The 21260-nt window shown below is 50.1% G+C and carries 19 protein-coding genes, 1 tRNA gene, 2 rRNA genes and 1 pseudogene; 18 read left to right on the forward strand and 5 right to left on the reverse strand.

Annotated features, from left to right (window positions below; genetic code table 11):
• The first annotated feature begins 42 nt into the window (after positions 1–42).
• The 8 genes and pseudogenes from B0X71_RS02810 to tsaD all read left to right on the forward strand — a co-directional run bounded on the left by B0X71_RS02810 (position 43) and on the right by tsaD (position 6612).
• Positions 43–2976 (forward strand): 23S ribosomal RNA (locus tag B0X71_RS02810).
• Positions 2977–3152: 176 nt separating this feature from the next.
• A 5S ribosomal RNA gene (gene rrf, locus B0X71_RS02815) occupies positions 3153–3268 on the forward strand.
• A gap of 232 nt (positions 3269–3500) precedes the next feature.
• On the forward strand, positions 3501–3704 hold the full coding sequence (locus B0X71_RS21715) for a GNAT family N-acetyltransferase (RefSeq protein WP_156889782.1): 204 nt from the start codon (positions 3501–3503) through the stop codon (positions 3702–3704).
• Positions 3705–3813: 109 nt separating this feature from the next.
• Positions 3814–3889 (forward strand) — tRNA-Asp (locus B0X71_RS02825).
• Positions 3890–4005: 116 nt separating this feature from the next.
• A complete protein-coding gene (gene tsaE, locus B0X71_RS02830; protein WP_077588025.1) occupies positions 4006–4458 on the forward strand; it encodes a tRNA (adenosine(37)-N6)-threonylcarbamoyltransferase complex ATPase subunit type 1 TsaE in 453 nt (150 codons plus the stop codon).
• Positions 4455–5153, forward strand: a complete 699-nt coding sequence (gene tsaB, locus B0X71_RS02835; protein WP_077588026.1) for a tRNA (adenosine(37)-N6)-threonylcarbamoyltransferase complex dimerization subunit type 1 TsaB — start codon at positions 4455–4457, stop codon at positions 5151–5153. The genes tsaE and tsaB overlap by 4 nt, the downstream gene beginning before the upstream one ends.
• The gene (gene rimI / locus B0X71_RS02840; protein ID WP_077588027.1) at positions 5146–5601 is read left to right on the forward strand and encodes a ribosomal protein S18-alanine N-acetyltransferase; all 456 of its coding nucleotides are present in this window, start codon (positions 5146–5148) and stop codon (positions 5599–5601) included. The genes tsaB and rimI overlap by 8 nt, the downstream gene beginning before the upstream one ends.
• Positions 5594–6612 (forward strand): annotated as a pseudogene (gene tsaD / locus B0X71_RS02845) (tRNA (adenosine(37)-N6)-threonylcarbamoyltransferase complex transferase subunit TsaD). The gene rimI and the pseudogene tsaD overlap by 8 nt, the downstream one beginning before the upstream one ends.
• A 457-nt stretch (positions 6613–7069) precedes the next feature.
• Here the strand turns inward: tsaD and B0X71_RS02850 are convergent.
• On the reverse strand, positions 7070–9004 hold the full coding sequence (locus B0X71_RS02850) for an ABC-F family ATP-binding cassette domain-containing protein (protein WP_077588028.1): 1935 nt from the start codon (positions 9002–9004) through the stop codon (positions 7070–7072).
• 128 nt (positions 9005–9132) lie between these two features.
• On the opposite strand from B0X71_RS02850, the gene B0X71_RS02855 reads away from it, so the two are divergent.
• Positions 9133–9768, forward strand: a complete 636-nt coding sequence (locus B0X71_RS02855) for a redox-sensing transcriptional repressor Rex (protein ID WP_077588029.1) — start codon at positions 9133–9135, stop codon at positions 9766–9768.
• 218 nt (positions 9769–9986) lie between these two features.
• Here B0X71_RS02855 and B0X71_RS02860 read toward each other — a convergent pair whose 3' ends face one another.
• Both B0X71_RS02860 and B0X71_RS21515 read right to left on the reverse strand, forming a co-directional pair.
• Positions 9987–11003 carry an RNA-guided endonuclease TnpB family protein gene (locus tag B0X71_RS02860; RefSeq protein ID WP_077588030.1) on the reverse strand — a complete coding sequence of 339 codons (1017 nt, stop codon included), beginning with the start codon at positions 11001–11003 and terminating at the stop codon, positions 9987–9989.
• A complete protein-coding gene (locus B0X71_RS21515) occupies positions 10960–11085 on the reverse strand; it encodes a hypothetical protein (protein WP_269750094.1) in 126 nt (41 codons plus the stop codon). The genes B0X71_RS02860 and B0X71_RS21515 overlap by 44 nt, the downstream gene beginning before the upstream one ends.
• Before the next feature lie 224 nt (positions 11086–11309).
• On the opposite strand from B0X71_RS21515, the gene tatA reads away from it, so the two are divergent.
• Positions 11310–11498: a twin-arginine translocase TatA/TatE family subunit gene (tatA, locus tag B0X71_RS02865; RefSeq protein ID WP_077590875.1), complete on the forward strand. Its 189-nt coding sequence runs from the start codon at positions 11310–11312 to the stop codon at positions 11496–11498.
• A gap of 13 nt (positions 11499–11511) precedes the next feature.
• Entirely contained in the window at positions 11512–12288 is a 777-nt protein-coding gene (gene tatC / locus B0X71_RS02870) for a twin-arginine translocase subunit TatC (protein ID WP_077588031.1), read from the forward strand.
• 27 nt (positions 12289–12315) lie between these two features.
• Here tatC and B0X71_RS02875 read toward each other — a convergent pair whose 3' ends face one another.
• Complete coding sequence (locus B0X71_RS02875; protein ID WP_077588032.1) at positions 12316–13065, reverse strand: CPBP family intramembrane glutamic endopeptidase; 750 nt, start codon at positions 13063–13065, stop codon at positions 12316–12318.
• Between the two features lie 195 nt (positions 13066–13260).
• Here B0X71_RS02875 and groES point away from each other — a divergent pair, with 195 nt between their 5' ends.
• The 5 genes from groES (at position 13261) to B0X71_RS02900 (ending at position 18325) form a co-directional block, all read left to right on the forward strand.
• Positions 13261–13545: a co-chaperone GroES gene (gene groES / locus B0X71_RS02880; RefSeq protein WP_077588033.1), complete on the forward strand. Its 285-nt coding sequence runs from the start codon at positions 13261–13263 to the stop codon at positions 13543–13545.
• A 30-nt stretch (positions 13546–13575) separates the two neighbouring features.
• Positions 13576–15204 (forward strand): chaperonin GroEL, encoded by a 1629-nt coding sequence (gene groL / locus B0X71_RS02885; protein WP_077588034.1) that lies wholly within the window; start codon positions 13576–13578, stop codon positions 15202–15204.
• Between the two features lie 326 nt (positions 15205–15530).
• Entirely contained in the window at positions 15531–16502 is a 972-nt protein-coding gene (locus B0X71_RS02890) for a tRNA dihydrouridine synthase (protein ID WP_077588035.1), read from the forward strand.
• A 151-nt stretch (positions 16503–16653) separates the two neighbouring features.
• Positions 16654–17142 (forward strand): hypothetical protein, encoded by a 489-nt coding sequence (locus B0X71_RS02895; protein WP_077588036.1) that lies wholly within the window; start codon positions 16654–16656, stop codon positions 17140–17142.
• 337 nt (positions 17143–17479) lie between these two features.
• Positions 17480–18325 carry a YitT family protein gene (locus B0X71_RS02900; protein WP_077588037.1) on the forward strand — a complete coding sequence of 282 codons (846 nt, stop codon included), beginning with the start codon at positions 17480–17482 and terminating at the stop codon, positions 18323–18325.
• A 241-nt stretch (positions 18326–18566) separates the two neighbouring features.
• Here B0X71_RS02900 and B0X71_RS02905 read toward each other — a convergent pair whose 3' ends face one another.
• Positions 18567–19280 carry a LysM peptidoglycan-binding domain-containing protein gene (locus tag B0X71_RS02905; RefSeq protein WP_077588038.1) on the reverse strand — a complete coding sequence of 238 codons (714 nt, stop codon included), beginning with the start codon at positions 19278–19280 and terminating at the stop codon, positions 18567–18569.
• A 211-nt stretch (positions 19281–19491) separates the two neighbouring features.
• On the opposite strand from B0X71_RS02905, the gene B0X71_RS02910 reads away from it, so the two are divergent.
• Together B0X71_RS02910 and B0X71_RS02915 are read left to right on the forward strand one after the other, a co-directional pair.
• A complete protein-coding gene (locus B0X71_RS02910) occupies positions 19492–19728 on the forward strand; it encodes a hypothetical protein (protein ID WP_077588039.1) in 237 nt (78 codons plus the stop codon).
• 406 nt (positions 19729–20134) lie between these two features.
• Positions 20135–21175 carry a lactonase family protein gene (locus tag B0X71_RS02915; RefSeq protein ID WP_077588040.1) on the forward strand — a complete coding sequence of 347 codons (1041 nt, stop codon included), beginning with the start codon at positions 20135–20137 and terminating at the stop codon, positions 21173–21175.
• The last annotated feature ends 85 nt before the right edge of the window (positions 21176–21260 follow it).

The following is a 21260-nucleotide window of genomic DNA, read 5'->3' on the forward strand; positions in this document are numbered from 1 at the left end:
ACCGTATCACGCGAGTGATGCACGTGATTCTTTTTAATTTGAGGTTAAGTTAGAAAGGGCGCACGGTGGATGCCTTGGCACTAGGAGCCGAAGAAGGACGGCACTAACACCGATATGCTTCGGGGAGCTGTACGTAAGCGACGATCCGGAGATTTCCGAATGGGGAAACCCCCCGCCTGTAATGGGGCGGGATCCATGCGTGAATTCATAGCGCATGAGAAGGCAGACCCGGGGAACTGAAACATCTAAGTACCCGGAGGAAGAGAAAGCAAATGCGATTCCCCAAGTAGCGGCGAGCGAAACGGGAACAGCCCAAACCAAGAGGCTTGCCTCTTGGGGTTGTAGGACACTCAACAGTGGAGTGATAAAAGAAGCGCATAGCTGAAGCGGCCTGGAACGGCCCGCGATACGCGGTAACAGCCCCGTAGGCGAAATGCGCTTCTCTCCCGAGTGGATCCTGAGTACGGCGGAACACGTGGAATTCCGTCGGAATCCGGGAGGACCATCTCCCAAGGCTAAATACTCCCTAGTGACCGATAGTGTACCAGTACCGTGAGGGAAAGGTGAAAAGCACCCCGGAAGGGGAGTGAAACAGATCCTGAAACCGTGTGCCTACAAGTAGTCAGAGCCCGTTAATGGGTGATGGCGTGCCTTTTGTAGAATGAACCGGCGAGTTGCGATTCCTTGCAAGGTTAAGCCGAGAAGGCGGAGCCGCAGCGAAAGCGAGTCTGAATAGGGCGAATGAGTAAGGGGGCGCAGACCCGAAACCAGGTGATCTACCCATGTCCAGGGTGAAGGTGAGGTAACACTCACTGGAGGCCCGAACCCACGCACGTTGAAAAGTGCGGGGATGAGGTGTGGGTAGCGGAGAAATTCCAATCGAACCTGGAGATAGCTGGTTCTCTCCGAAATAGCTTTAGGGCTAGCCTCAAGCGAAAGAGTCCTGGAGGTAGAGCACTGTTTGGATGAGGGGCCCATCCCGGGTTACCGAGTTCAGACAAACTCCGAATGCCAGTGACTTGTGCTTGGGAGTCAGACGGCGAGTGATAAGATCCGTCGTCAAGAGGGAAACAGCCCAGACCGCCAGCTAAGGTCCCCAAATATCCGTTAAGTGGAAAAGGATGTGGCGTTGCTTAGACAACCAGGATGTTGGCTTAGAAGCAGCCATCATTTAAAGAGTGCGTAATAGCTCACTGGTCGAGTGACACTGCGCCGAAAATGTACCGGGGCTAAACGGATTACCGAAGCTGCGGACTGTTCGTATGAACAGTGGTAGGAGAGCGTTCTAAGCCGCGTTGAAGCCGGACCGGAAGGACCGGTGGAGTGCTTAGAAGTGAGAATGCCGGTATGAGTAGCGAAAGAAGGGTGAGAATCCCTTCCACCGAATGCCTAAGGTTTCCTGAGGAAGGCTCGTCCGCTCAGGGTTAGTCGGGACCTAAGTCGAGGCCGAACGGCGTAGACGATGGACAACAGGTTGATATTCCTGTACCACCTCCCCGCCATTTGAGCAATGGGGGGACGCAGGAGGATAGGGTGAGCGTGCCGTTGGTTGCGCACGTCCAAGCAGTGAGGTGGGGAACGAGGCAAATCCCGTTCCCACAACCACCAGGCTGTGATGGCGAGGGGAAGTATCCCCGGAGTCCCTGATTTCACACTGCCAAGAAAAGCCTCTAGCGAGGCGGGAGGTGCCCGTACCGCAAACCGACACAGGTAGGCGAGGAGAGAATCCTAAGGTGTGCGAGAGAACTCTCGTTAAGGAACTCGGCAAAATGACCCCGTAACTTCGGGAGAAGGGGTGCTCTTTTGGGTGAACAGCCCGAGAGAGCCGCAGTGAATAGGCCCAGGCGACTGTTTAGCAAAAACACAGGTCTCTGCAAAACCGTAAGGTGACGTATAGGGGCTGACGCCTGCCCGGTGCTGGAAGGTTAAGGGGAGCGCTTAGCGCAAGCGAAGGTGCGAACCGAAGCCCCAGTAAACGGCGGCCGTAACTATAACGGTCCTAAGGTAGCGAAATTCCTTGTCGGGTAAGTTCCGACCCGCACGAAAGGCGTAACGATCTGGGCACTGTCTCAACGAGAGACTCGGTGAAATTATAGTACCTGTGAAGATGCAGGTTACCCGCGACAGGACGGAAAGACCCCGTGGAGCTTTACTGCAGCCTGCTATTGAAGTTGGATACAGCCTGTACAGGATAGGTAGGAGCCGAAGAAGCGTGAGCGCCAGCTTACGCAGAGGCAATGGTGGGATACTACCCTGGCTGTATTGGACTTCTAACCCGCCGGCCTTATCGGCCGGGGAGACAGTGGCAGGCAGGCAGTTTGACTGGGGCGGTCGCCTCCTAAAGAGTAACGGAGGCGCCCAACGGTTCCCTCAGAATGGTTGGAAATCATTCGCAGAGTGCAAAGGCAGAAGGGAGCTTGACTGCGAGACAGACACGTCGAGCAGGGTCGAAAGACGGGCTTAGTGATCCGGTGGTTCCGCATGGAAGGGCCATCGCTCAACGGATAAAAGCTACCCCGGGGATAACAGGCTTATCTCCCCCAAGAGTTCACATCGACGGGGAGGTTTGGCACCTCGATGTCGGCTCATCGCATCCTGGGGCTGTAGTCGGTCCCAAGGGTTGGGCTGTTCGCCCATTAAAGCGGTACGCGAGCTGGGTTCAGAACGTCGTGAGACAGTTCGGTCCCTATCCGTCGCGGGCGCAGGAAATTTGAGAGGCGCTGTCCTTAGTACGAGAGGACCGGGATGGACACACCGCTGGTGTACCAGTTGTCTTGCCAAAGGCATCGCTGGGTAGCTATGTGTGGCCGGGATAAGTGCTGAAAGCATCTAAGCATGAAGCCCCCCTCAAGATGAGATTTCCCATTACGTTTACGTAAGTAAGATCCCTCAAAGACGATGAGGTGGATAGGTTCGGGGTGGACGCATGGCGACATGTGGAGCTGACGAATACTAATCGATCGAGGACTTAACCAAAGAAAAGCGCAGGTGGCCACGCAAGGCCCGACCGGCGTAGAGACGGCCCATGGCGGAAATCCTGATTTCCAGAATGGGACGGCTTACGACCCGAGGGCCTGGCCACCGAGCTAGACACCACAGCATTTCAATGTCGGTTATCTAGTTTTGAGTGAACAAGCACTCAACCAAATAAGTCCAGTGATGATGGCAGAGAGGCCACACCCGTTCCCATCCCGAACACGGCAGTTAAGCTCTCTTGCGCCGATGGTAGTTGGGGGCTTCCCCCTGTGAGAGTAGGACGTCGCTGGGCAATTAAAAGCAGACCCGAAAGCATTTCGCTTTCGGGTCTGCTTTTTTGTTTTTTGAATGCAGAAAAAGATAGCCTGCTAAATTTTTAAGCGGCCTGATGGTAATGACTAATCTCATTTTTTCTTCAGTTTCCCGTTAGTTTCTGCGGCGCTCGGTTCAGTACAATATTCACTGCGTTTGATGGAGACCTGACTATTGCCGGGGTGTTGCCATGAAAAGAAACGGCTGGCTTTATGCATGCTGTTTTTACGATGCCGGATTATCGGCGCCAAGGACATGTTGCCAGTACAATTCATCAAAGCTTCATTTGCTTTCGGGAATGTAGGCATGCTCACGTTGCACTTAATATCTTTACGGAAAATTGGCCTGCCCACCGTGTATGTGAAAGCTTAAGTTTTCGCCAAGTGAAAGAGACATGGATGCTCGGAGAAGAGTGAGAGGAAAGTTGAATTCCTTCCTACTTTTCATGAAAAGCCTTGCAGAATTATACGGAAATGATATAATTAGATTTGTCGCTTACATGCAATGAAGCAGTAAGATATGAGAGGTCCCGTGGTGTAGCGGTTAACATGCCTGCCTGTCACGCAGGAGATCGCGGGTTCGATTCCCGTCGGGACCGCCATTTATAAGAAGAGATTGACACAGCGCAGATGCTGTGTTTATTTTTTTGAAAAATTTTTGAATCCCGGAGGAAACTCCGCTACACTATGAACAGAATCGCTAAAGGGGTTTTGTGAAATGATTTATACGCTGAACGTACATTCGCCGGAAGAAACAAAAGCAATGGCTGTGAAGCTCGCTTCATTTCTCAGCCCGAAGGATTTGATTACTCTAGAGGGCGATCTAGGTGCCGGCAAGACCACGTTTACAAAAGGGCTGGCACAAGGACTCGGCATTAGCCGCAACGTCAATAGCCCGACATTCACTATTCTGAAGCAGTATGAGGGGCGGCTGAAGCTGAATCACATTGACGCTTATCGTTTGGAAGACAGTGATGAAGATATTGGCTTTGATGAACTGTTTGAAGAAAATGCGGTAATTGTCGTGGAGTGGGCGCAATTCATTGAAGAATATCTGCCGGCAAAGCGACTGGAGATCCGGATTGCCCGTGAAGCAGGCGATACCCGCCGCTTCTCGTTTCATCCGTTCGGTGAGCGATATGAATTTCTCTGCAAGGAGTTAATGAAATGATTTATCTTGGCATTGACACATCCAATTCACCGCTGACTGTCGCGCTGGTGAAAGATGGTATAACTTTAATAGAAGAAACTTCAAACCTGAAAGTCAATCACTCCCTGACTGCAATGCCGGTCATTGAAGAGTTGCTGAAGCGCGCTTCGCTTACTCCCGACGAATTGACGCATATTGCCGTTGCAGAAGGCCCCGGCTCGTATACAGGCGTCCGGATTGGCATGACGATTGCCAAAACGTTGGCTTGGACATTAGACATTCCGCTTGTTCCAGTATCGAGCTTGAAAGTGCTGGCAGCGAACGGTGAAAAGTTTGCGGGTATAATTTGTTCAGTTATCGATGCAAGGCGGGGGACTGTATTCGCCGGTCTGTACAAAGGAACAGATTTGCAGCCGGTTGCTGAAGAGCGCCATCAGGAGCTGGCTGATCTGCTGGCTGAATTACAAGAGCTGGATGAGCCGGTTCTATTTACCGGACCGGACATTGCTTTACATGAAGAAGCGATTCAGACAGTTCTGAACGGACAGGCGCACTTCATTGAGCTGGATCGCCGCCTTCCCCGGGCTTCTGTGCTTATTCGGCTTGCCCGGCAGGAAGCAGCAGTGGCGGCACATGAGGCAGTACCGGAATATCGTCGGCTGGCAGAAGCGGAAGCAAAGTACTTACAGGCTCAGAAGGGTTCAGCCAATGAGTGAAAATGTGATATACCGGGAAATGACAGCAAGGGATATCGGACAAGTGTATGCCATTGAGCTGCAGTCTTTTACTATTCCTTGGACGCGGGATGCCTTTTATCATGAAGTCTTCTATAACGATAATGCGCTGTATCTTGTTGCGGAAGCCGATAAACGGGTTGTCGGTTATTGCGGAATGTGGCTGATCCTGGATGAGGCCCATATAACGAATGTGGCGATTCTGCCGCAGGAACGCGGCAAAAAATTGGGGGAAGGCCTCATGCGCGCTGCCATCCAAGCAGCGAAAGAGCAAGGGGCCCGGCATATGACCCTTGAAGTCCGTGTCAGCAACGAAACAGCACAGAATCTATACAGGAAACTCGGATTCATTGAAGGCGGAGTCCGAAAGCGCTACTATACAGATAACTACGAGGATGCACTCGTGATGTGGGTGACTTTTAATGATTAATGATAGATATATACTTGGGATTGAAACCAGTTGTGATGAAACAGCGGCATCGGTTGTGAAAAATGGGACTGAAATTATTTCTAATGTGGTGTCGTCTCAAATCGACAGTCATAAACGCTTTGGCGGAGTTGTGCCGGAAATTGCTTCCCGTCATCATGTGGAACGCATCACAATGGTGATTGAAGAAGCCCTTACGCGAGCGGGCATGAAGCCGCGCGAACTGGACGCTGTGGCAGTCACGGAAGGACCTGGCCTCGTCGGCGCATTGCTGATTGGGGTAAATGCAGCAAAGGCGTTTGCGTTTGCCAATAGTCTGCCGATTATGGGTGTTCACCATATTGCCGGTCACATTTATGCCAACCGGCTAGTCCAGGAGATGGAGTTCCCGCTGCTAGCACTTGTTATTTCAGGAGGGCATACGGAACTTGTATATATGAAAGAACATGGCAGTTTCGAAGTGATCGGTGAAACCCGGGACGATGCGGCGGGGGAAGCGTATGACAAAGTCGCGCGGTCTCTGAACTTGGCTTATCCAGGCGGACCGCATGTAGACCGGCTTGCACAGGAAAGTGCAGAAGCGGTACAGTTTCCGCGGGTCTGGCTGGAGGATGGTTCGTATGACTTCAGTTTCAGCGGACTGAAATCAGCTGTACTGAATCATCTCCATAATACCGCTCAGCGGGGGAAGAAGTAAATCCGGCGGCAGTGGCCTGCGGTTTCCAGGAAAGTGTTGTGGAAGTCGTAACGGCTAAGACAGTGCGGGCTGCCGAACACTATAATGTTAAACAGGTAATTGCAGCCGGCGGCGTTGCGGCCAATAAAGGACTTCGTTCCGCGCTGACTGAGCAGTTCAGCAGTAAAGGCATCCCGTTTTATATCCCGCCGCTGCCGCTCTGTACGGATAATGCGGCAATGATTGCAGCAGCTGGTGCAGTGATGTTTGATAAAGGCATCCGCAGCACTATGGCGATGAACGGCCGGCCGGGACTGATTCTAACTTCGTGGCAATAGAACGGATTTTCCATTTACATTCAGTAAACGGAAAATCCGTTTTTTTCACTTCCGTTATGTATTCTATTAATAGAGAACATTTGTACTTATACACATTTTGTGAATAACTTGTGAATAACTTTTAAGCCTTTATGCCTAAATTCTATATATTGTGTCAAGCATTTTCTGAAAAAATGTGTATAACCCTATCTTTTCCTGTGGATAATGTGGAAAACTCTGTTGATAGCTGATTTTATAACAAGTTGCCTGTGGATAACTTTTCGGCAATAAAAAATTTTTGAAAAGGTCTTGACCCATATATTGAGGTGGTGTCTTGGCAAGTAGTGATTGGTGGGGGAGGAAGGGCCGATTTGTACGGAAATAAGTAGCTTGAGGGAAGAAAAAAGATGGATTTTGAGCAGAATGGGGGTATTGACGGTGAAAACCATCAAAAAAACTGCATGCTGGGTGCATGCAGTCAGTCTGTAAATTGTTCCAATTCTTCCTGAAGTTCCACCCAGCGCTCTGTCTGCTCGTCGTGTGTAGTTTTCAGCTGTTCAAGTTCCTGCTGCAGCGGCAGCACGCGCTCATGATCCTGAAACACTTCAGGCTCACAGAGCTGGAGTTCCACAGCAGCAATCTGACTATCGAGTTCTTCGATTTCAGCTTCGATGGCTGTCAGCTGCCGGCTTAGCTGCCGCTCCCGTTTCTGCTGCTCTTTGTCGAGACGGCGGGACGTGGCGGCTGGAGCGGTGGCAGTCTGCATAGTTTCCTCTTCCAATGCCAGAAGTTCTGCTGCTTCTTGCTTTTTCTCCAAATAATAATCGTAATCCCCGAGAAATTCTTCTGTTCCTTCAGGAGACAATTCCACGACTTTAGTGGCAATGCGGTTCATGAAATAGCGGTCGTGTGACACAAACAAAAGCGTACCCGGATAATCGATCAATGCCGCCTCAAGCACTTCTTTGCTGTCGAGATCCAAGTGGTTGGTCGGTTCATCAAGAATCAGCACATTCGCTTTTTGCATCATGAGTTTAGCAAGCGCCACCCGGGCTTTTTCACCCCCGGATAGCGAAGCGACAGACTTCAACACGTCGTCACCGGTAAACAGGAAACTGCCGAGAATCGTCCGGATGTCTTTTTCGGGCGTCTGCGGATAATCATCCCATAACTCATTCAGCACCGTTTTATTGCCTGCTAAATTGGCCTGTTCCTGTTCATAGTAGCCGATTTTCACGCCGGTGCCGAACTGAACAGAACCATTGAGCAGCGTATCATCACCGACCAATGCCTTCAATAGCGTCGACTTGCCGACCCCGTTCGGGCCCACCAGTGCGAGGCTGTCCCCGCGATACAGCTTCAGCGAGACATCTTGAGTCACCGGTTTGCCTTCATAGCCGACAGCAGCATCGTTGACCACCAGGACGTCATTGCCGCTCTGTCTGGCAATCGTGAAGCCGAAGCGGGCTGATTTTTCATCGCCTTCCGGTGCATCCATCCAATCGGTCTTCTCGAGCACTTTGCGCCGGCTCTGGGCCAATTTTGTCGTGGAAGCCCGCACAATATTGCGCTGCACGAAATCCTCCAATTTGGCCTTTTCTTCCTGCTGCTTATCGAATTGCTTGCGGTCCAGCTCATACTGCTTCGCTTTTTCCGCTAAGTAGCGGCTGTAATTGCCGGTGAATTTCTTTGTGCGGCGCCTGGATACCTCATAGACAATTGTGACGACCTGGTCGAGGAAATAGCGGTCGTGCGATACGATCAGCAAGGCACCCGGATAGCTTTTCAAATACGATTCGAGCCAGCGGAGCGTTTCGATATCCAAATGGTTCGTCGGCTCATCAAGGATGAGCAGCTGGGGCTTTGCGAGCAAATGCTTTGCGAGCATCAGCCGGGTTTTCTGACCGCCGGACAGGGAAGCGACCGGCTTGTCATAGTCTTCCGGGTAAAACTTCATGCCATGGAGCACAGCGCGGGTATCCGCTTCATACTGATAGCCGCCTGCATCCTTGAAGGCATGCTGCAGGGCATCATATTCAGCCATGACTTTGCTGTTTTGCACCGGATCCCCGTAGATATCCGGGTCTGCCATCTGCATTTCAAGTTTCCGCAGCTGGGCTTCCTGACCGCGAAAATGCTCAAACACAGTAATCATTTCATCCCATACGGACAATTTGGAATCAATACCTGAATGCTGTTCGAGATAGCCGATGGATAGATCTTTCGGTATGATCAGTTCACCGCTGTCATATGACAATTCACCGGCAATGATTTTCAATAATGTCGATTTTCCGGCACCGTTCCGGCCGACGAGTGCAACGCGGTCCCGGTGCTGAACTTCCAATTTGGCGCTGGCGAGAATTTCTTCCGCGCCGAATGATTTCTGGATGTTATTCACTTGTAAAACGATCATCCGGTTCACCTCGATTCTTTTTCAAGTTTAGCCGAAGTATTGCCGGTCTGCAACGGAGCGGCTTTACAGAACAGGGTGTGTCGGGTAAGATAGTAACGATTTGAACCAACCGCAGGAGGGTGTTTTCCTTGTATGAAGTTCCAAAAATCCCACAGGCGACTGCAAAGCGCCTGCCGCTGTATTACCGGTTTCTTCAGAACTTTTCGAATGCCGGCAAAATCCGTGTATCCTCCCGTGAACTGAGTGAAGCAATGAAAATCGACTCGGCGACGATCCGCCGGGACTTTTCACAATTTGGTGCATTCGGGAAAAAAGGGTACGGCTATGATGTGCAAGAGCTGCTGCAGTTTTTCCGGAGCATTCTGGACCGGGATGAAGCCACGAATGTCGCGCTGATCGGGGTCGGAAGTTTAGGCAGCGCCTTTTTAAAATATAATTTCCATCGCAATCACAATACGAAGATTGTGCTCGCATTCGATACAGGAAGCCCCCATGCAGGGGAGAAACGGAGCGGTATTTTCAGTTTTCATCCGGATGTCCTTGAGGAAAAACTGATTGAACACAGCATCGAACTGGTCATTCTGACGGTGCCGGCAAAAGCCGCACAGCCGCTCGCAGACCGGCTTGCCGGTACGGATATTAAAGGGATTCTCAACTTCACACCGGTGCGGCTTGATGTGCCGGACCGAATCCGGATTCATACAATCGATTTGTCTGTCGAACTGCAGACATTAATTTATTTTATCCACCAGCAAGAGACGTGACATCCTCTCGGCACTGAAGTACCGAGCTTCCAGTGGAAACACCTGAACAGGTGTGGGGGCGGCTCACTCGGGCGGAGCGCCTGTCTCGCGACAGTCGCCGTGTTGGTCCATTTCTGACCCGCCGTCGTCATGACCGCCGTACCTCGTGCCATGCGAGGCTCCCATGTCGGATCGTACCGCATGGGCACCTGGTCTATCACGAAGGACACGATTCTTCGCTACACCGCCAGGCTCGTGCGTGCTGCGATGTTCGCCGCGGCGTTCAAGTCCGCGTGGTTCGTGTGGCCGCATTGCCGGCAGCTGAATTTTTCCTTCTGCCGATTCGCCTTTTCTGCGTGGCCGCACCGGAAACAGGCCTGACTTGTTTGGTACGGGTCGATGTCCACGACGGGAATCCCGAACTTCGCCGCCCGTTCCTTGATAAACTGCTTCAGCTGATAAAACGCCCAGGAATGGATCGTTCGGTCCGCGCGTTTCTGGCTGCGGCACGTCGTGCGGATCGCGTCCAATTGTTCCAGTTTGATCAGCGGCGAATCGAATTGCCGGGCGAAATCGACGATGTCGTTTGCGAGCTTTCGGTTGTAGTCGTTCATCCAGCGGCTTTCTTTTTTACCTGTGCGTTCGATGGCACGCGGTGCCTTTTTCTGACCGAGAGAACGGCGCAGGGAACGAAAGTGACGGCGGATGTATCCGATCTCTTTGCCCGAAAAGAATTGGCGTTTTCCGCTGATGGGTTCCGAGAGAACAGCCACATGGCGAAGGCCCAAATCAACACCGACGGATGTGCAGTCGGCTTCGATGATCGTCTTATCCTGCAGATCGGAACTTGTCTGGATCGGGATGGCGGCATACCAGTCCCTGCCTTTGCGGAGCAGCGCCATCGTTCCGCGGAATTCCCGGTTGTCCTTTGTGAGGAACGGGAAGAACGTCTTCACGTCGGCGCTTTCATGTACAGGCAACGCTTTTTTGCCGGTGTTGCTCGTGAAGGCGATGTGCCAGCGGCCGTTCTTTTCGACGCTGTTCCAGTTCTGGTTATTGATGCTGATCCCGAGCGAGCTTCGGAATGTCGGCAGTTTCTTCGCCGCCCCGTTCTTGAAGTCCGCGACCGCTTTCCTGGCGCGTCGGATGGCTTCATTCCGGATGGCGGATTTCAAATCGGCCGTCACGTTGGCGGATGATAGTTTTTCGCCGTTATGGAGCCGCCCGACGCATTCGTTCACGCAGGAAGGAAGCATAGGCTTTCTGCTCGTCGATGAATTGCTTGTGCTTTCGTTTTGTCAGGGTCTTCAGCCGAACCAGAATCGTTTTTGTGGCCATATTGTTTTTCACCTCCCTGCTTCCAATATACCAAACATATGTTCTAAAAATCAGCAACAAGCGATAGTTCCACAAAGAACCGTTGGCATTCATCACGTCAGTGAAATAACGTGCATTCTGCCAATTTATTCGTAAAAACGTCACATTTGCCAAACCGCTGCAAATAGCCAAAGCTGCCCGTATACGGTAGAATGAAACCATACTGTTAGGAGGTGTCCGTTATGATGCCAGGCCCGCTTAGTTTGATTATTATTGCGATTGTTGCCCTGATCATCTTCGGTCCAAAGAAACTGCCTGAATTCGGAAAAGCATTCGGTTCATCGCTGCGTGAGTTCAAGAATGCCACCAAAGGGCTGATTGACGACGAAGACGAACCAGTGAAGAAGAAAGACGACCAAAAAGAAGTAAAGTAAGGATGTCATGTTAATGAAGCAAAACGATATGACGCTGGTCGAACACATAGAGGAATTGCGAAAACGGCTAGCGATCATAGTCGTTTTCTTTCTGTTGGCGCTTGTCGGCAGTTTTTTCCTGGCAGGTCCGCTGATCGAATTCCTGCAGTTCAACGACCATGCGGAAAATCTGGAGCTGAACGCGTTCAAGATCACCGATCCGCTCCGGATTTACCTTCAAGTCATGATGGTGCTCTCTCTCATTATAACGTCCCCGGTCATTCTGTATCAGCTGTGGGCATTTGTCAGCCCGGGGCTCCTGGATCAGGAACGGCGGGCGACACTGAGCTACATTCCATTTTCCGTTCTGCTGTTTCTCGGCGGAATCGCTTTTGGCTATTTTATCTTGTTTCCGTACGCCATCGGGTTCATGCTGCAGATTTCAGACAGCATGGACATCGTGGAAACGATCGGCATCACCGAATACTTTACGTTTCTGTTCCAGATGACCTTGCCGTTCGGTGTGGTATTCCAGCTGCCCGTGCTGATGCTGTTCCTGACGCGACTCGGCATCCTGACGCCGATGCAGATGGTGAAGTCACGCAAGTACGCGTATTTCATTCTTGTTGTCGTTGCGGCGTTCATCACACCGCCGGATATCTTTTCGCATCTCATGGTCACCGTGCCACTCATCCTGCTGTATGAAATGAGCATTGTGATCGCCCGGGCCGGCTACCGCAAATTCCTGCGGGCCGAACAGCAGCAAGTAATCGAAGAACAACAGGAAGAGGCTGTCCTCAAACGCGGATAAACGCGTGAGGGACAGCCTCTTTTTTCATTATTGCAGCCGCTGAATTTCCTCCAGCTGCCGCATGAAATTTTCAATCCGGTCAATGTTCAGCTGAATGAGCATAACATAACTGTTTAAGAGCACATGTGCAATGATCGGCGTCAGGAGCCGCTTTGTCTTCTGATACAGGAATGCCAGAATCAGACCGGTGGTGAAATACAGCAGCAGGTGAACGAATTCCATATGGACGGCAGCGAAGGCGAGTGCACTGATCGCTGTGGCGAGCCAGAAATTCATCGTCTGATTCAAGGAGCCGAAAATGACACGCCGGAAAATCAATTCTTCCAGAATCGGGCCGAACAGCACGACGGCGATGATCATGATGGGTGCAGCCGCCGCAACCATTGCAATACTGGCTGTATTTTCAGAGCCGGGTTCAATGCCGAAAGCCACTTCAATGATAGCGGCAAGCGACTGACCGACAAGGAGCAGGAAAAAGCCGAGCACACCCCAGCCGATGGCAGCCCAGATACTGGATTCTTTACCTTGCCAAATATCAAAGAAACGCTTATCGCGGAAAATCAGGAAAATGATGACGAGCAGACCAAGCCCGAACGTGATGAATGTGACCCAGCCGGCTGCTGCAAACCGGGCAGCTTCCGCGCTCAATTCCTGGCCAAGAAAATAATTGTGGAGCGGGATAATCAGGAAGATTCCCGAAAGCTGGGCGATGAAATAAACAAGCAAAACATACAGCGCCGTGCGCCGTTTCCGTCTGGGAGAATATTGTTTAGCCATGTGTGATTCCTTTCCTGTCTAAAGTTCTTTTCTTTCATTGTAGAGGTTTCACAAGAGAGCCGCAAAGATAAAAAATTTTTCAGCTTCCCGCTTGCAAATGGAGAATGAAATCAGTAAACTGATAATTGGATTAGCACTCACGACTAAAGAGTGCTAACAAACTTACATTCATTAATTTTGAGGAGGGTGTTTCAATTGTTAAAACCATTGGGAGATCGTGTTGTCATCGAGCTCGTCGAAGCGGAAGAGAAAACTTCCAGCGGAATTGTCCTGCCGGGTTCAGCCCAGGAAAAGCCGCAAGAAGGAAAAGTCATCGCAGTCGGAGCCGGTGCGTTGCTGGATAACGGACAGCGCGGTGAAATGGAAGTTAAAGAAGGCGACCGGATCATCTTCTCGAAGTATGCAGGAACTGAAGTGAAATCTGACGGCAATGAATATTTAATCTTACGCGAAAGTGATATTCTCGCAGTACTCGGTTAAGAATACGAACCAAGACAGGAGGAATTGAACATGGCAAAAGAAATTAAATTCTCAGAAGACGCACGCAGCCTGATGGCGCGCGGTGTGGATCAGCTCGCAAACGCAGTGAAAGTGACACTCGGACCAAAAGGCCGCAACGTCGTGCTTGAAAAGAAATTCGGTTCACCGCTTATCACAAATGACGGGGTGACGATCGCGAAAGAAATCGAGCTTGAAGATGCATTTGAAAACATGGGTGCGAAGCTTGTAGCGGAAGTTGCATCGAAAACAAATGATATCGCCGGTGACGGTACGACAACAGCAACAGTTCTGGCACAGGCGATGATCCGTGAAGGGCTGAAAAACGTAACAGCAGGTGCGAACCCTGTCGGCATCCGTCGGGGAATTGAACTTGCAGTCGAACGCGCGCTTGGCGAACTGAAAGACATTTCAAAGCCGATCCAGGGCAAAGAAGAAATCGCGCAGGTCGCGGCTATTTCATCCGGTGACAACGAAGTCGGCCAGCTGATTGCTGAAGCGATGGAACGCGTCGGCAACGACGGCGTTATCACGATCGAAGAATCGCGTGGTTTCACGACTGAACTGGATGTCGTGGAAGGTATGCAATTCGACCGCGGCTATGCATCTCCTTATATGGTAACAGATTCTGATAAAATGGAAGCTGTTCTTGAAAACCCGTATATCCTTATCACAGATAAAAAAATCGGTAACATCCAGGAAGTGCTGCCGGTCCTTGAACAAGTTGTCCAGCAAGGCAGACCGCTTCTGCTCATCGCGGAAGATGTGGAAGGCGAAGCGCTTGCGACACTCGTCGTGAACAAGCTCCGCGGCACATTTAACGCAGTGGCAGTCAAAGCACCTGGCTTCGGCGATCGCCGTAAAGCAATGCTCGAAGATATCGCAGCCCTCACAGGCGGCGAACTGATCACGGAAGACCTTGGACTTGATCTGAAGTCTGCGGATGTATCGCAGCTTGGACGCGCAGCGAAAGTTGTTGTAACGAAAGAAACAACAACGATCGTGGAAGGTGCCGGCGAGTCCGATAAAATCGCAGCCCGCGTCAACCAGATCCGCGGCCAGCTGGAAGATACGTCTTCTGAATTCGACAAAGAAAAACTGCAGGAGCGTCTGGCGAAACTGGCCGGCGGTGTTGCGGTCATCAAAGTCGGAGCAGCGACTGAGACTGAACTGAAAGAACGTAAATTGCGCATTGAAGACGCCCTCAACTCAACACGCGCAGCGGTTGAAGAAGGAATCGTCTCCGGTGGCGGTACCGCCCTCATTAACGTGTATAACAGCGTGAATGAGCTGGCAGAAGCACAGGAAGGCGACGTGGCAACAGGCGTGAAAATCGTTCTGCGTGCCCTTGAAGAGCCAGTGCGCCAGATCGCAGACAACGCAGGTCTTGAAGGCTCCATCATCGTGGACCGCCTGAAGCGCGAAGAAGTCGGAACAGGCTTCAACGCAGCGAACGGCGAATGGGTCAACATGATCGACGCCGGTATCGTCGATCCGACGAAAGTTACGCGTTCTGCACTGCAAAACGCAGCATCTGTTGCAGCGATGTTCCTCACAACTGAGGCAGTCGTCGCAGACATTCCGGAAGAAAATGCAGGCGGCGGTATGCCTGACATGGGCGGAATGGGCGGCATGATGTAAGCCATTCTTTAAAATTTAAAAGCGTCAATTCCACGATCAGTGGAGTTGACGCTTTTTTTGCATAAGGAAACAAATCGTTTAGCCGGCGGCATATGAAAGAGACGGCCGAAAAGTAACAAAACGAATTAGAGTTGTACAGCTGAAACGTGTTCAGAGCCCGCCGCTTTTCATAAACGCGGGACTCATGTAAACTGTATAAGGTTAAGAAATAATGAAATGCTGTTACAAAGCTATTGAATAATTCTGCGTTCCAATATAGAGATAACAAGAAAGTCCGGATGAAGACCTGGCCTTGCATCCTCTAATGAAAGGATAAGATTTCGACTATGAAAGAGAATTTTTGGCGTGATCTGCCGCGTCCGTTTTTTGTGTTGGCACCGATGGAAGATGTGACGAATGTTGTATTCCGTCATGTAGTGGCTGCAGCAGCGCGGCCGGATGTGTTTTTTACGGAGTTTACGAATACGGAAAGCTATTGTCACCCGGAAGGAATCTTCAGTGTGCGGGGACGACTGACGTTTACAGAAGACGAGCAGCCGATGGTGGCGCATATATGGGGCAATAAACCAGAGCATTTCCGGGACATGAGTATCGGCATGGCGAAGCAAGGCTTCAAAGGTGTCGACATCAATATGGGCTGTCCGGTTCCGAATGTGGCTTCAAAAGGAAAAGGCAGCGGGTTGATCAATTATCCGGATAATGCTGCTGATATCATCCAGGCAGCGAAAGCGGGCGGCTTGCCGGTCAGTGTGAAGACGCGTCTCGGCTATACCGACGTGGATGAATGGCGCGGCTGGCTGCGGCACGTATTGGAGCAAGACGTCGCCAATCTGTCGATTCACCTGCGTACCCGAAAAGAAATGAGCGCCGTTCCTGCGCATTGGGAACTGATTCCGGAAATCATGGAACTTCGGGATGAAGTGGCGCCGGATACACTGATCACAATTAATGGAGATATTCCTGATCGCCAGACCGGCCTGGAACTGGCCAATAAATACGGCGTCGATGGCGTCATGATCGGCCGGGGGATTTTCCATAATCCGTTCGCTTTTGAAAAAGAGCCGAAAGAGCACAGTCCCGAGGAGTTGTTTGATCTCCTGCGGCTGCATCTTGATCTGCATGACAAGTATTCCACAGACATCGAGCCGATTGCATTCAAACCGCTCCGCCGCTTCTTTAAAATTTATGTCCGTGGCATCCGAGGAGCCGGGGAATTGCGGAATCAATTGATGCATACCGAGTCGACGGATGAAGTCCGGGCATTGCTGCAGGAATTCGAAGCTCTAAGCAGCGTATAAAGCGTGGCTGAAGTGACAGGAGAATAAGAGAGACTATCCATGGATTCATGAAATCCAAGGGTGGTCTTTTTTGCGTTAATTGGAAGTGGGGTTATCATGAAGCAGGAAATCTTTTACCAAGTGTCGAAAGGGGAGTGGGAGGTGATGCACAATGACGAGGACAGATAACACCGTGGGAACCATGCTTCAAATTGCAGGAATTTTGATTGTGATCATTAATGCATTCAGAGCGCTGTTTGCCTTCAGCGTCTTCGGAGGCACCGTCGCTTTCGAGATATTTTTACAGGGAGTCATGTTTGGCGTACTCTTCATCGGTTTCGGAGAAGCCCTGAAGCTTCTGCAGGGATTATTCAATCAAGGGGAACCGGAACCCCCGCAAGTGGTGAAACCGCTGGCGGAAGGTGAAAGACTGGTACATAAAACGGATGAAAACGAAGTATCGGCAGCTGTGAAAAACCGAGTCACGGAGTTTTACGCGAAGCGGGGATTAGCCGTTGATGAAGTCGAAGGGACGCCATATGAAGGATATGTAATCGTCCACCGGGAGGGGAACCGGGATATCGTCGACCTGAACGGTTTCAAACCGGAAATCTTAGCTGCTTCAGAAGTAGAGCGACATCCCGATTTAAAAGAGCTCTGACAGTCGCGTAAATAGTATACTTATATTGTTTCCACATTCCGGCATCCTCTTTTTTGGAATGTGGATTTTTTTGGTAATTTCGAGGTGTTCGAGTATCAATAATTCTTTCTTAGTCCGTCAAGCAGTATTCCTTGCCTCCCCGCTGCATTACCACTATAATACGAGAGGCCGAACCCCTTCAGTAAAGAAGAGGGGCTTTATTTTTTGTTCAAAAATGATGGCGCATTGTGTACTCCGTGTTGACTGAATGCTTGGGTTTAGAAAGACCCGTTTTGAAATAAAAGTTTGAACGCAGTCATTTTGTAACCAGAAACATATGGAAGATGGGAGCGGTAAAGTGAATAAAGCACGTAATTTAGCGATCATTTTCGCTGCAGCGATTCTCCTCGGTGTGGCGTTTAACTTATTTTTACTGCCGCACGAGATTTTGGCGGGCGGCATCACTGGGATCGCGATGATTTTCAGTTTGCTGACACCGATCAACGGGGGGTTCTGGCTCATCGTCCTGAACATCCCGATTCTCATCCTCGGCTGGATGAAGCTCGGTAAAGCGTTTATTGGCTACAGTGTCTTTTCAGTTGCTGTGACATCTATTGCGATGTTGTATATCCCGGTAATGAAGATAACGGACGACGTTCTGTTATCATCCGTTTTCGGCGGTGTTCTGGTCGGTGTCGCAGCTGGTGTCATCGTTCGATTCGGCGGCTCGACAGGCGGCTTCGATATCGTTGGTCTTTTATTGACAATGAAGCGGGATCTTCCGCTCGGCGCGCTTGTGTTCGTGCTGAACAGCGGCGTGGTCTTCATTTCCGGTTTTATCTTTTCGTGGGAACTTGCCATGTATACGATGGCTTCGATTTATATTTCCGGCCTGGTTGTTGACCGGATCCACACACGCCATATCAAACTCACACTGATGGTTGTGACATATAAGGGCGAAGCGGTCAAAAAGGAATTGCTCGATAATCTGTATCGCGGAATCACAGTGGTGGACGGAGAAGGCGCTTATTCAGCAGCAAAGCTAAAAGTGCTGTACAGTGTCATCAGCCGCTATGAGCTTTCTTATGTCCGCCCGTTAATCAAAAACATCGACCCGCATGCATTTGTCAGTGTCAGTGAGACGATGGAAGTTATGGGGAATTTCAGAAGAGACAGTAACTTTCAGAAGAAACAAATCAGTTAAAAGAAGCTGCGTCAGAATTTTTCTGGCGCAGCTTTTTCCGTGGTGTAGACCGGTAAGTGCAAACTGACGTTCACCGGCAACAATTCAGAAGCCGGTGCGTCATCATTCAGGCATTTTCACGGGTCGGACAATGACAAAACGACATCTCCCGAATAAGTAAAAAGGAGCCATGCGTCAGTATCAAACTGACGCATGGCTTTCTTTTCTACTTTTTATTGTTAAATTTCTATGCTTTTAATGGTTATTGAACTCTTACTTCTGAACCGATTTGAAGCGTGTACGGATCGATGCCAGGGTTCAAATCATATAATTCATCGAGTGTCAGGTTCTTGTGCAGGTTGGCAATGCTGTACAGCGTTTCACCTGGCTCTACGGTGTGGTACATTTCCGTACTGTCAGGCGTGCCGCTGACTCTTACTTCTGAGCCGATCTGAAGATTGTACGGATCGATGCCAGGGTTCAAATCATATAATTCATCGAGTGTCAGGTTCTCGTGCAGATTGGCAATGCTGTACAGCGTTTCACCCGGCTGAACCGTGTGGAATGTTTCCGTGCTGTCAGGAGTGCCGCTGACTCTTACTTCTGAGCCGATCTGCAGATTGTACGGATCGATGCCCGGATTCAGTTCATACAATTCATCGAGTGTCAGGTTCTTGTGCAGGTTGGCAATGCTGTACAGCGTTTCACCCGGCTCTACTGTATGGAACGTTTCTCTTGTGCTGCCAGGAGTGCTGCTAATAATCACTTCTGAACCGATTTGCAGGTTATAAGCGTCAATTCCCGGATTAAGGGCATATAAGTCATCTACGGTGATATCTGGACGCTCTTGGGTAATGCCCCATAATGTATCTCCGGCTTCAATTGTAAATGTGTGACTGTTGGCTAATGCTCCGCTTCCGCCGGCAAGCATTCCTAAAGCGAGGGCAGGTGCTAAGACTTTTGAAACTTTCTTCATCTTAAGATCTCCTCCTTTTTTAGGTCTCTATTCAACGTATACCTCTCATTCTCTGTATAAAACATAAATCGGTATAATAAATAGTTCTAAATAAATGGTTTAATTTTCTATTAAGTAGTACAATAATACTTATTAAACTATTTGGAATTATTTTATTATAACAATTGCGTTAAGTTTGGTAAAATACCCGAAAAGAAAGGAAGTGTGCAGAATGGCAACAGAAAAGCAGTACCGGGTCATTTATCATTTAGGTGGGGAAGTGAAAGCCGTCGATCTCGTGAAGGCGGATACTGCTAAAGAAGCAGCTTGCAATTTGGATTGCGGTGAAACGAAAACATTTATCGGTGAAAACAATGTATTTTATAAATTTCGTATGGAAGACGTAAAAATGATCAGCGTCGAAAAACTTGAAGACGATAATTCTGTTGGCAATAAAGCATTTCTATAGAATGGATGCTGAACCGGGAACTGCTATGAGGATGTCCTGCCGATTGGCAGAGGCGATTGAAAAGAAGGGATACGCTCCTTGAAAAACCGTTTATCGGAAAATAGCTTGTGCTGTACCATGAACTGGGTGTTCATGGTATTTTTTTATGCGTATTTCTACGCGTCTAACGGTGAATGCATCAGCGTCTCATCATGTCTTGCGCCGCCTGGCAGTAAATTCAACCATCTTTAATCGGTTTAAGCAAGAACCGGCACCTATCGGATGGAATAAAGCATAGAATTAACGAAATATGATGAAGAATGCTAAAACTCCTTCTTTTCGGGCTTATATTGTCCCTTCTAATTTGTTACTATTGTCATAACACGGAATAAAAATTAAAAAATTCAAAAATTATCGGGGGGATTCAATGGCAACCAGTTATGTCCTCACAGGATCATATGCCTCTAAAGAAGAAGCGGGAATCAAATTATGGCAATTCGAGGAATCTGACGGCACATTGACAGAACTTCAAGGAATTGAAGGAGTGGAGCGGCCATCATTCATCGCTGTCCATCCAAACAGGATGAGCTTTGTTACTGCGAGTGAAACAGCTGATGGAGAGCTGGTTGCCTTTCGCTTGTATGGTTTTGAAAATGAAGTGTCGGAAATCAACCGGCAAAAGACAGGCGGCGATCATCCGGCACACGTCTGTATTGATGAAGCCGGCGAATGGGTGCTGTCGGTCAATTACTCCGGTGCGACGGTCAATGTCTTCCCGCTCCACGGAAACGGATCGATCGGTGAAATGACTGACGCCGTCATACATAAAGGACAAGGACCGGATAAAGAGCGGCAGGACGCGGCACATCCGCATTCCGTCCGGCAAATTCCAAAGACCAATCTCTTTTTGGTGGCGGATCTTGGAACAGATCGCATCATGTCTTACCGTCTTGACCGGACGAATGGGAAATTATCCTTGGTTTCCCGAAACCGGACAGCGCCGGGCGCCGGGCCTCGGCATATGGCGTTTCATCCGTTTGAATCGATTGTATACGCACTCGGCGAATTAGATTCAACACTCACGGTTTATAAATGGGACAGAGAAGGCGTGCTGAATAACCTGCAGGCAGTTCCGCTATTGCCGGCCGATTATCAAGGCGACAATACAAGTGCTGAAGTGACTGTGTCGAAAGACGGGAAGTTTGTCTATGCATCCAACCGGGGGCACGACAGTATCGCGGCTTTCACCGTGCAGGAAAATGGAACGCTCACACCATTGGCTTTCACAGCAAGCGGCGGAGCTGGTCCGCGTCATTTCACGCTCATCCCGGGGCAGCCCTGGCTGATCGCAGCCAACGAAAAGTCCGATTCACTTGCCGTGCTCCGGATTGACCCGTCCGGTGTGCCGCAGCCTGCAACGCTTGCTGTTTCAACAAAGGCGCCTGTCTGTGTCCGGGTAGTCGGCTGAATGGCATGGGAGGACCATGATGTGACTTGTCGAGTATGTCGGTACAGGGAAGGACTTTCCAACGCTTGATAGAAGTAAGTAAAGA

This window comes from Planococcus lenghuensis, assembly GCF_001999905.1.
Classification (GTDB): Bacteria; Bacillota; Bacilli; order Bacillales_A; family Planococcaceae; genus Indiicoccus; species Indiicoccus lenghuensis.

What these genes read in the sequence shown, in the direction of transcription:
- B0X71_RS02860 (WP_077588030.1), bottom strand. Translation starts at nt 11,003, where the DNA reads ATGCTTCCTTCCTGCGTGAACGAATGCGTCGGGCGGCTCCATAACGGC.
- B0X71_RS02905 (WP_077588038.1), bottom strand. Translation starts at nt 19,280, where the DNA reads ATGAAGAAAGTTTCAAAAGTCTTAGCACCTGCCCTCGCTTTAGGAATG.
- B0X71_RS02875 (WP_077588032.1), bottom strand. Translation starts at nt 13,065, where the DNA reads ATGGCTAAACAATATTCTCCCAGACGGAAACGGCGCACGGCGCTGTAT.
- B0X71_RS02890 (WP_077588035.1), top strand. Translation starts at nt 15,531, where the DNA reads ATGAAAGAGAATTTTTGGCGTGATCTGCCGCGTCCGTTTTTTGTGTTG.
- B0X71_RS21715 (WP_156889782.1), top strand. Translation starts at nt 3,501, where the DNA reads ATGCATGCTGTTTTTACGATGCCGGATTATCGGCGCCAAGGACATGTT.
- tsaB (WP_077588026.1), top strand. Translation starts at nt 4,455, where the DNA reads ATGATTTATCTTGGCATTGACACATCCAATTCACCGCTGACTGTCGCG.
- B0X71_RS02850 (WP_077588028.1), bottom strand. Translation starts at nt 9,004, where the DNA reads ATGATCGTTTTACAAGTGAATAACATCCAGAAATCATTCGGCGCGGAA.
- B0X71_RS21515 (WP_269750094.1), bottom strand. Translation starts at nt 11,085, where the DNA reads ATGGCCACAAAAACGATTCTGGTTCGGCTGAAGACCCTGACAAAACGA.
- tatC (WP_077588031.1), top strand. Translation starts at nt 11,512, where the DNA reads ATGAAGCAAAACGATATGACGCTGGTCGAACACATAGAGGAATTGCGA.
- tatA (WP_077590875.1), top strand. Translation starts at nt 11,310, where the DNA reads ATGCCAGGCCCGCTTAGTTTGATTATTATTGCGATTGTTGCCCTGATC.
- tsaE (WP_077588025.1), top strand. Translation starts at nt 4,006, where the DNA reads ATGATTTATACGCTGAACGTACATTCGCCGGAAGAAACAAAAGCAATG.
- B0X71_RS02915 (WP_077588040.1), top strand. Translation starts at nt 20,135, where the DNA reads ATGGCAACCAGTTATGTCCTCACAGGATCATATGCCTCTAAAGAAGAA.
- B0X71_RS02910 (WP_077588039.1), top strand. Translation starts at nt 19,492, where the DNA reads ATGGCAACAGAAAAGCAGTACCGGGTCATTTATCATTTAGGTGGGGAA.
- rimI (WP_077588027.1), top strand. Translation starts at nt 5,146, where the DNA reads ATGAGTGAAAATGTGATATACCGGGAAATGACAGCAAGGGATATCGGA.
- groL (WP_077588034.1), top strand. Translation starts at nt 13,576, where the DNA reads ATGGCAAAAGAAATTAAATTCTCAGAAGACGCACGCAGCCTGATGGCG.
- B0X71_RS02895 (WP_077588036.1), top strand. Translation starts at nt 16,654, where the DNA reads ATGACGAGGACAGATAACACCGTGGGAACCATGCTTCAAATTGCAGGA.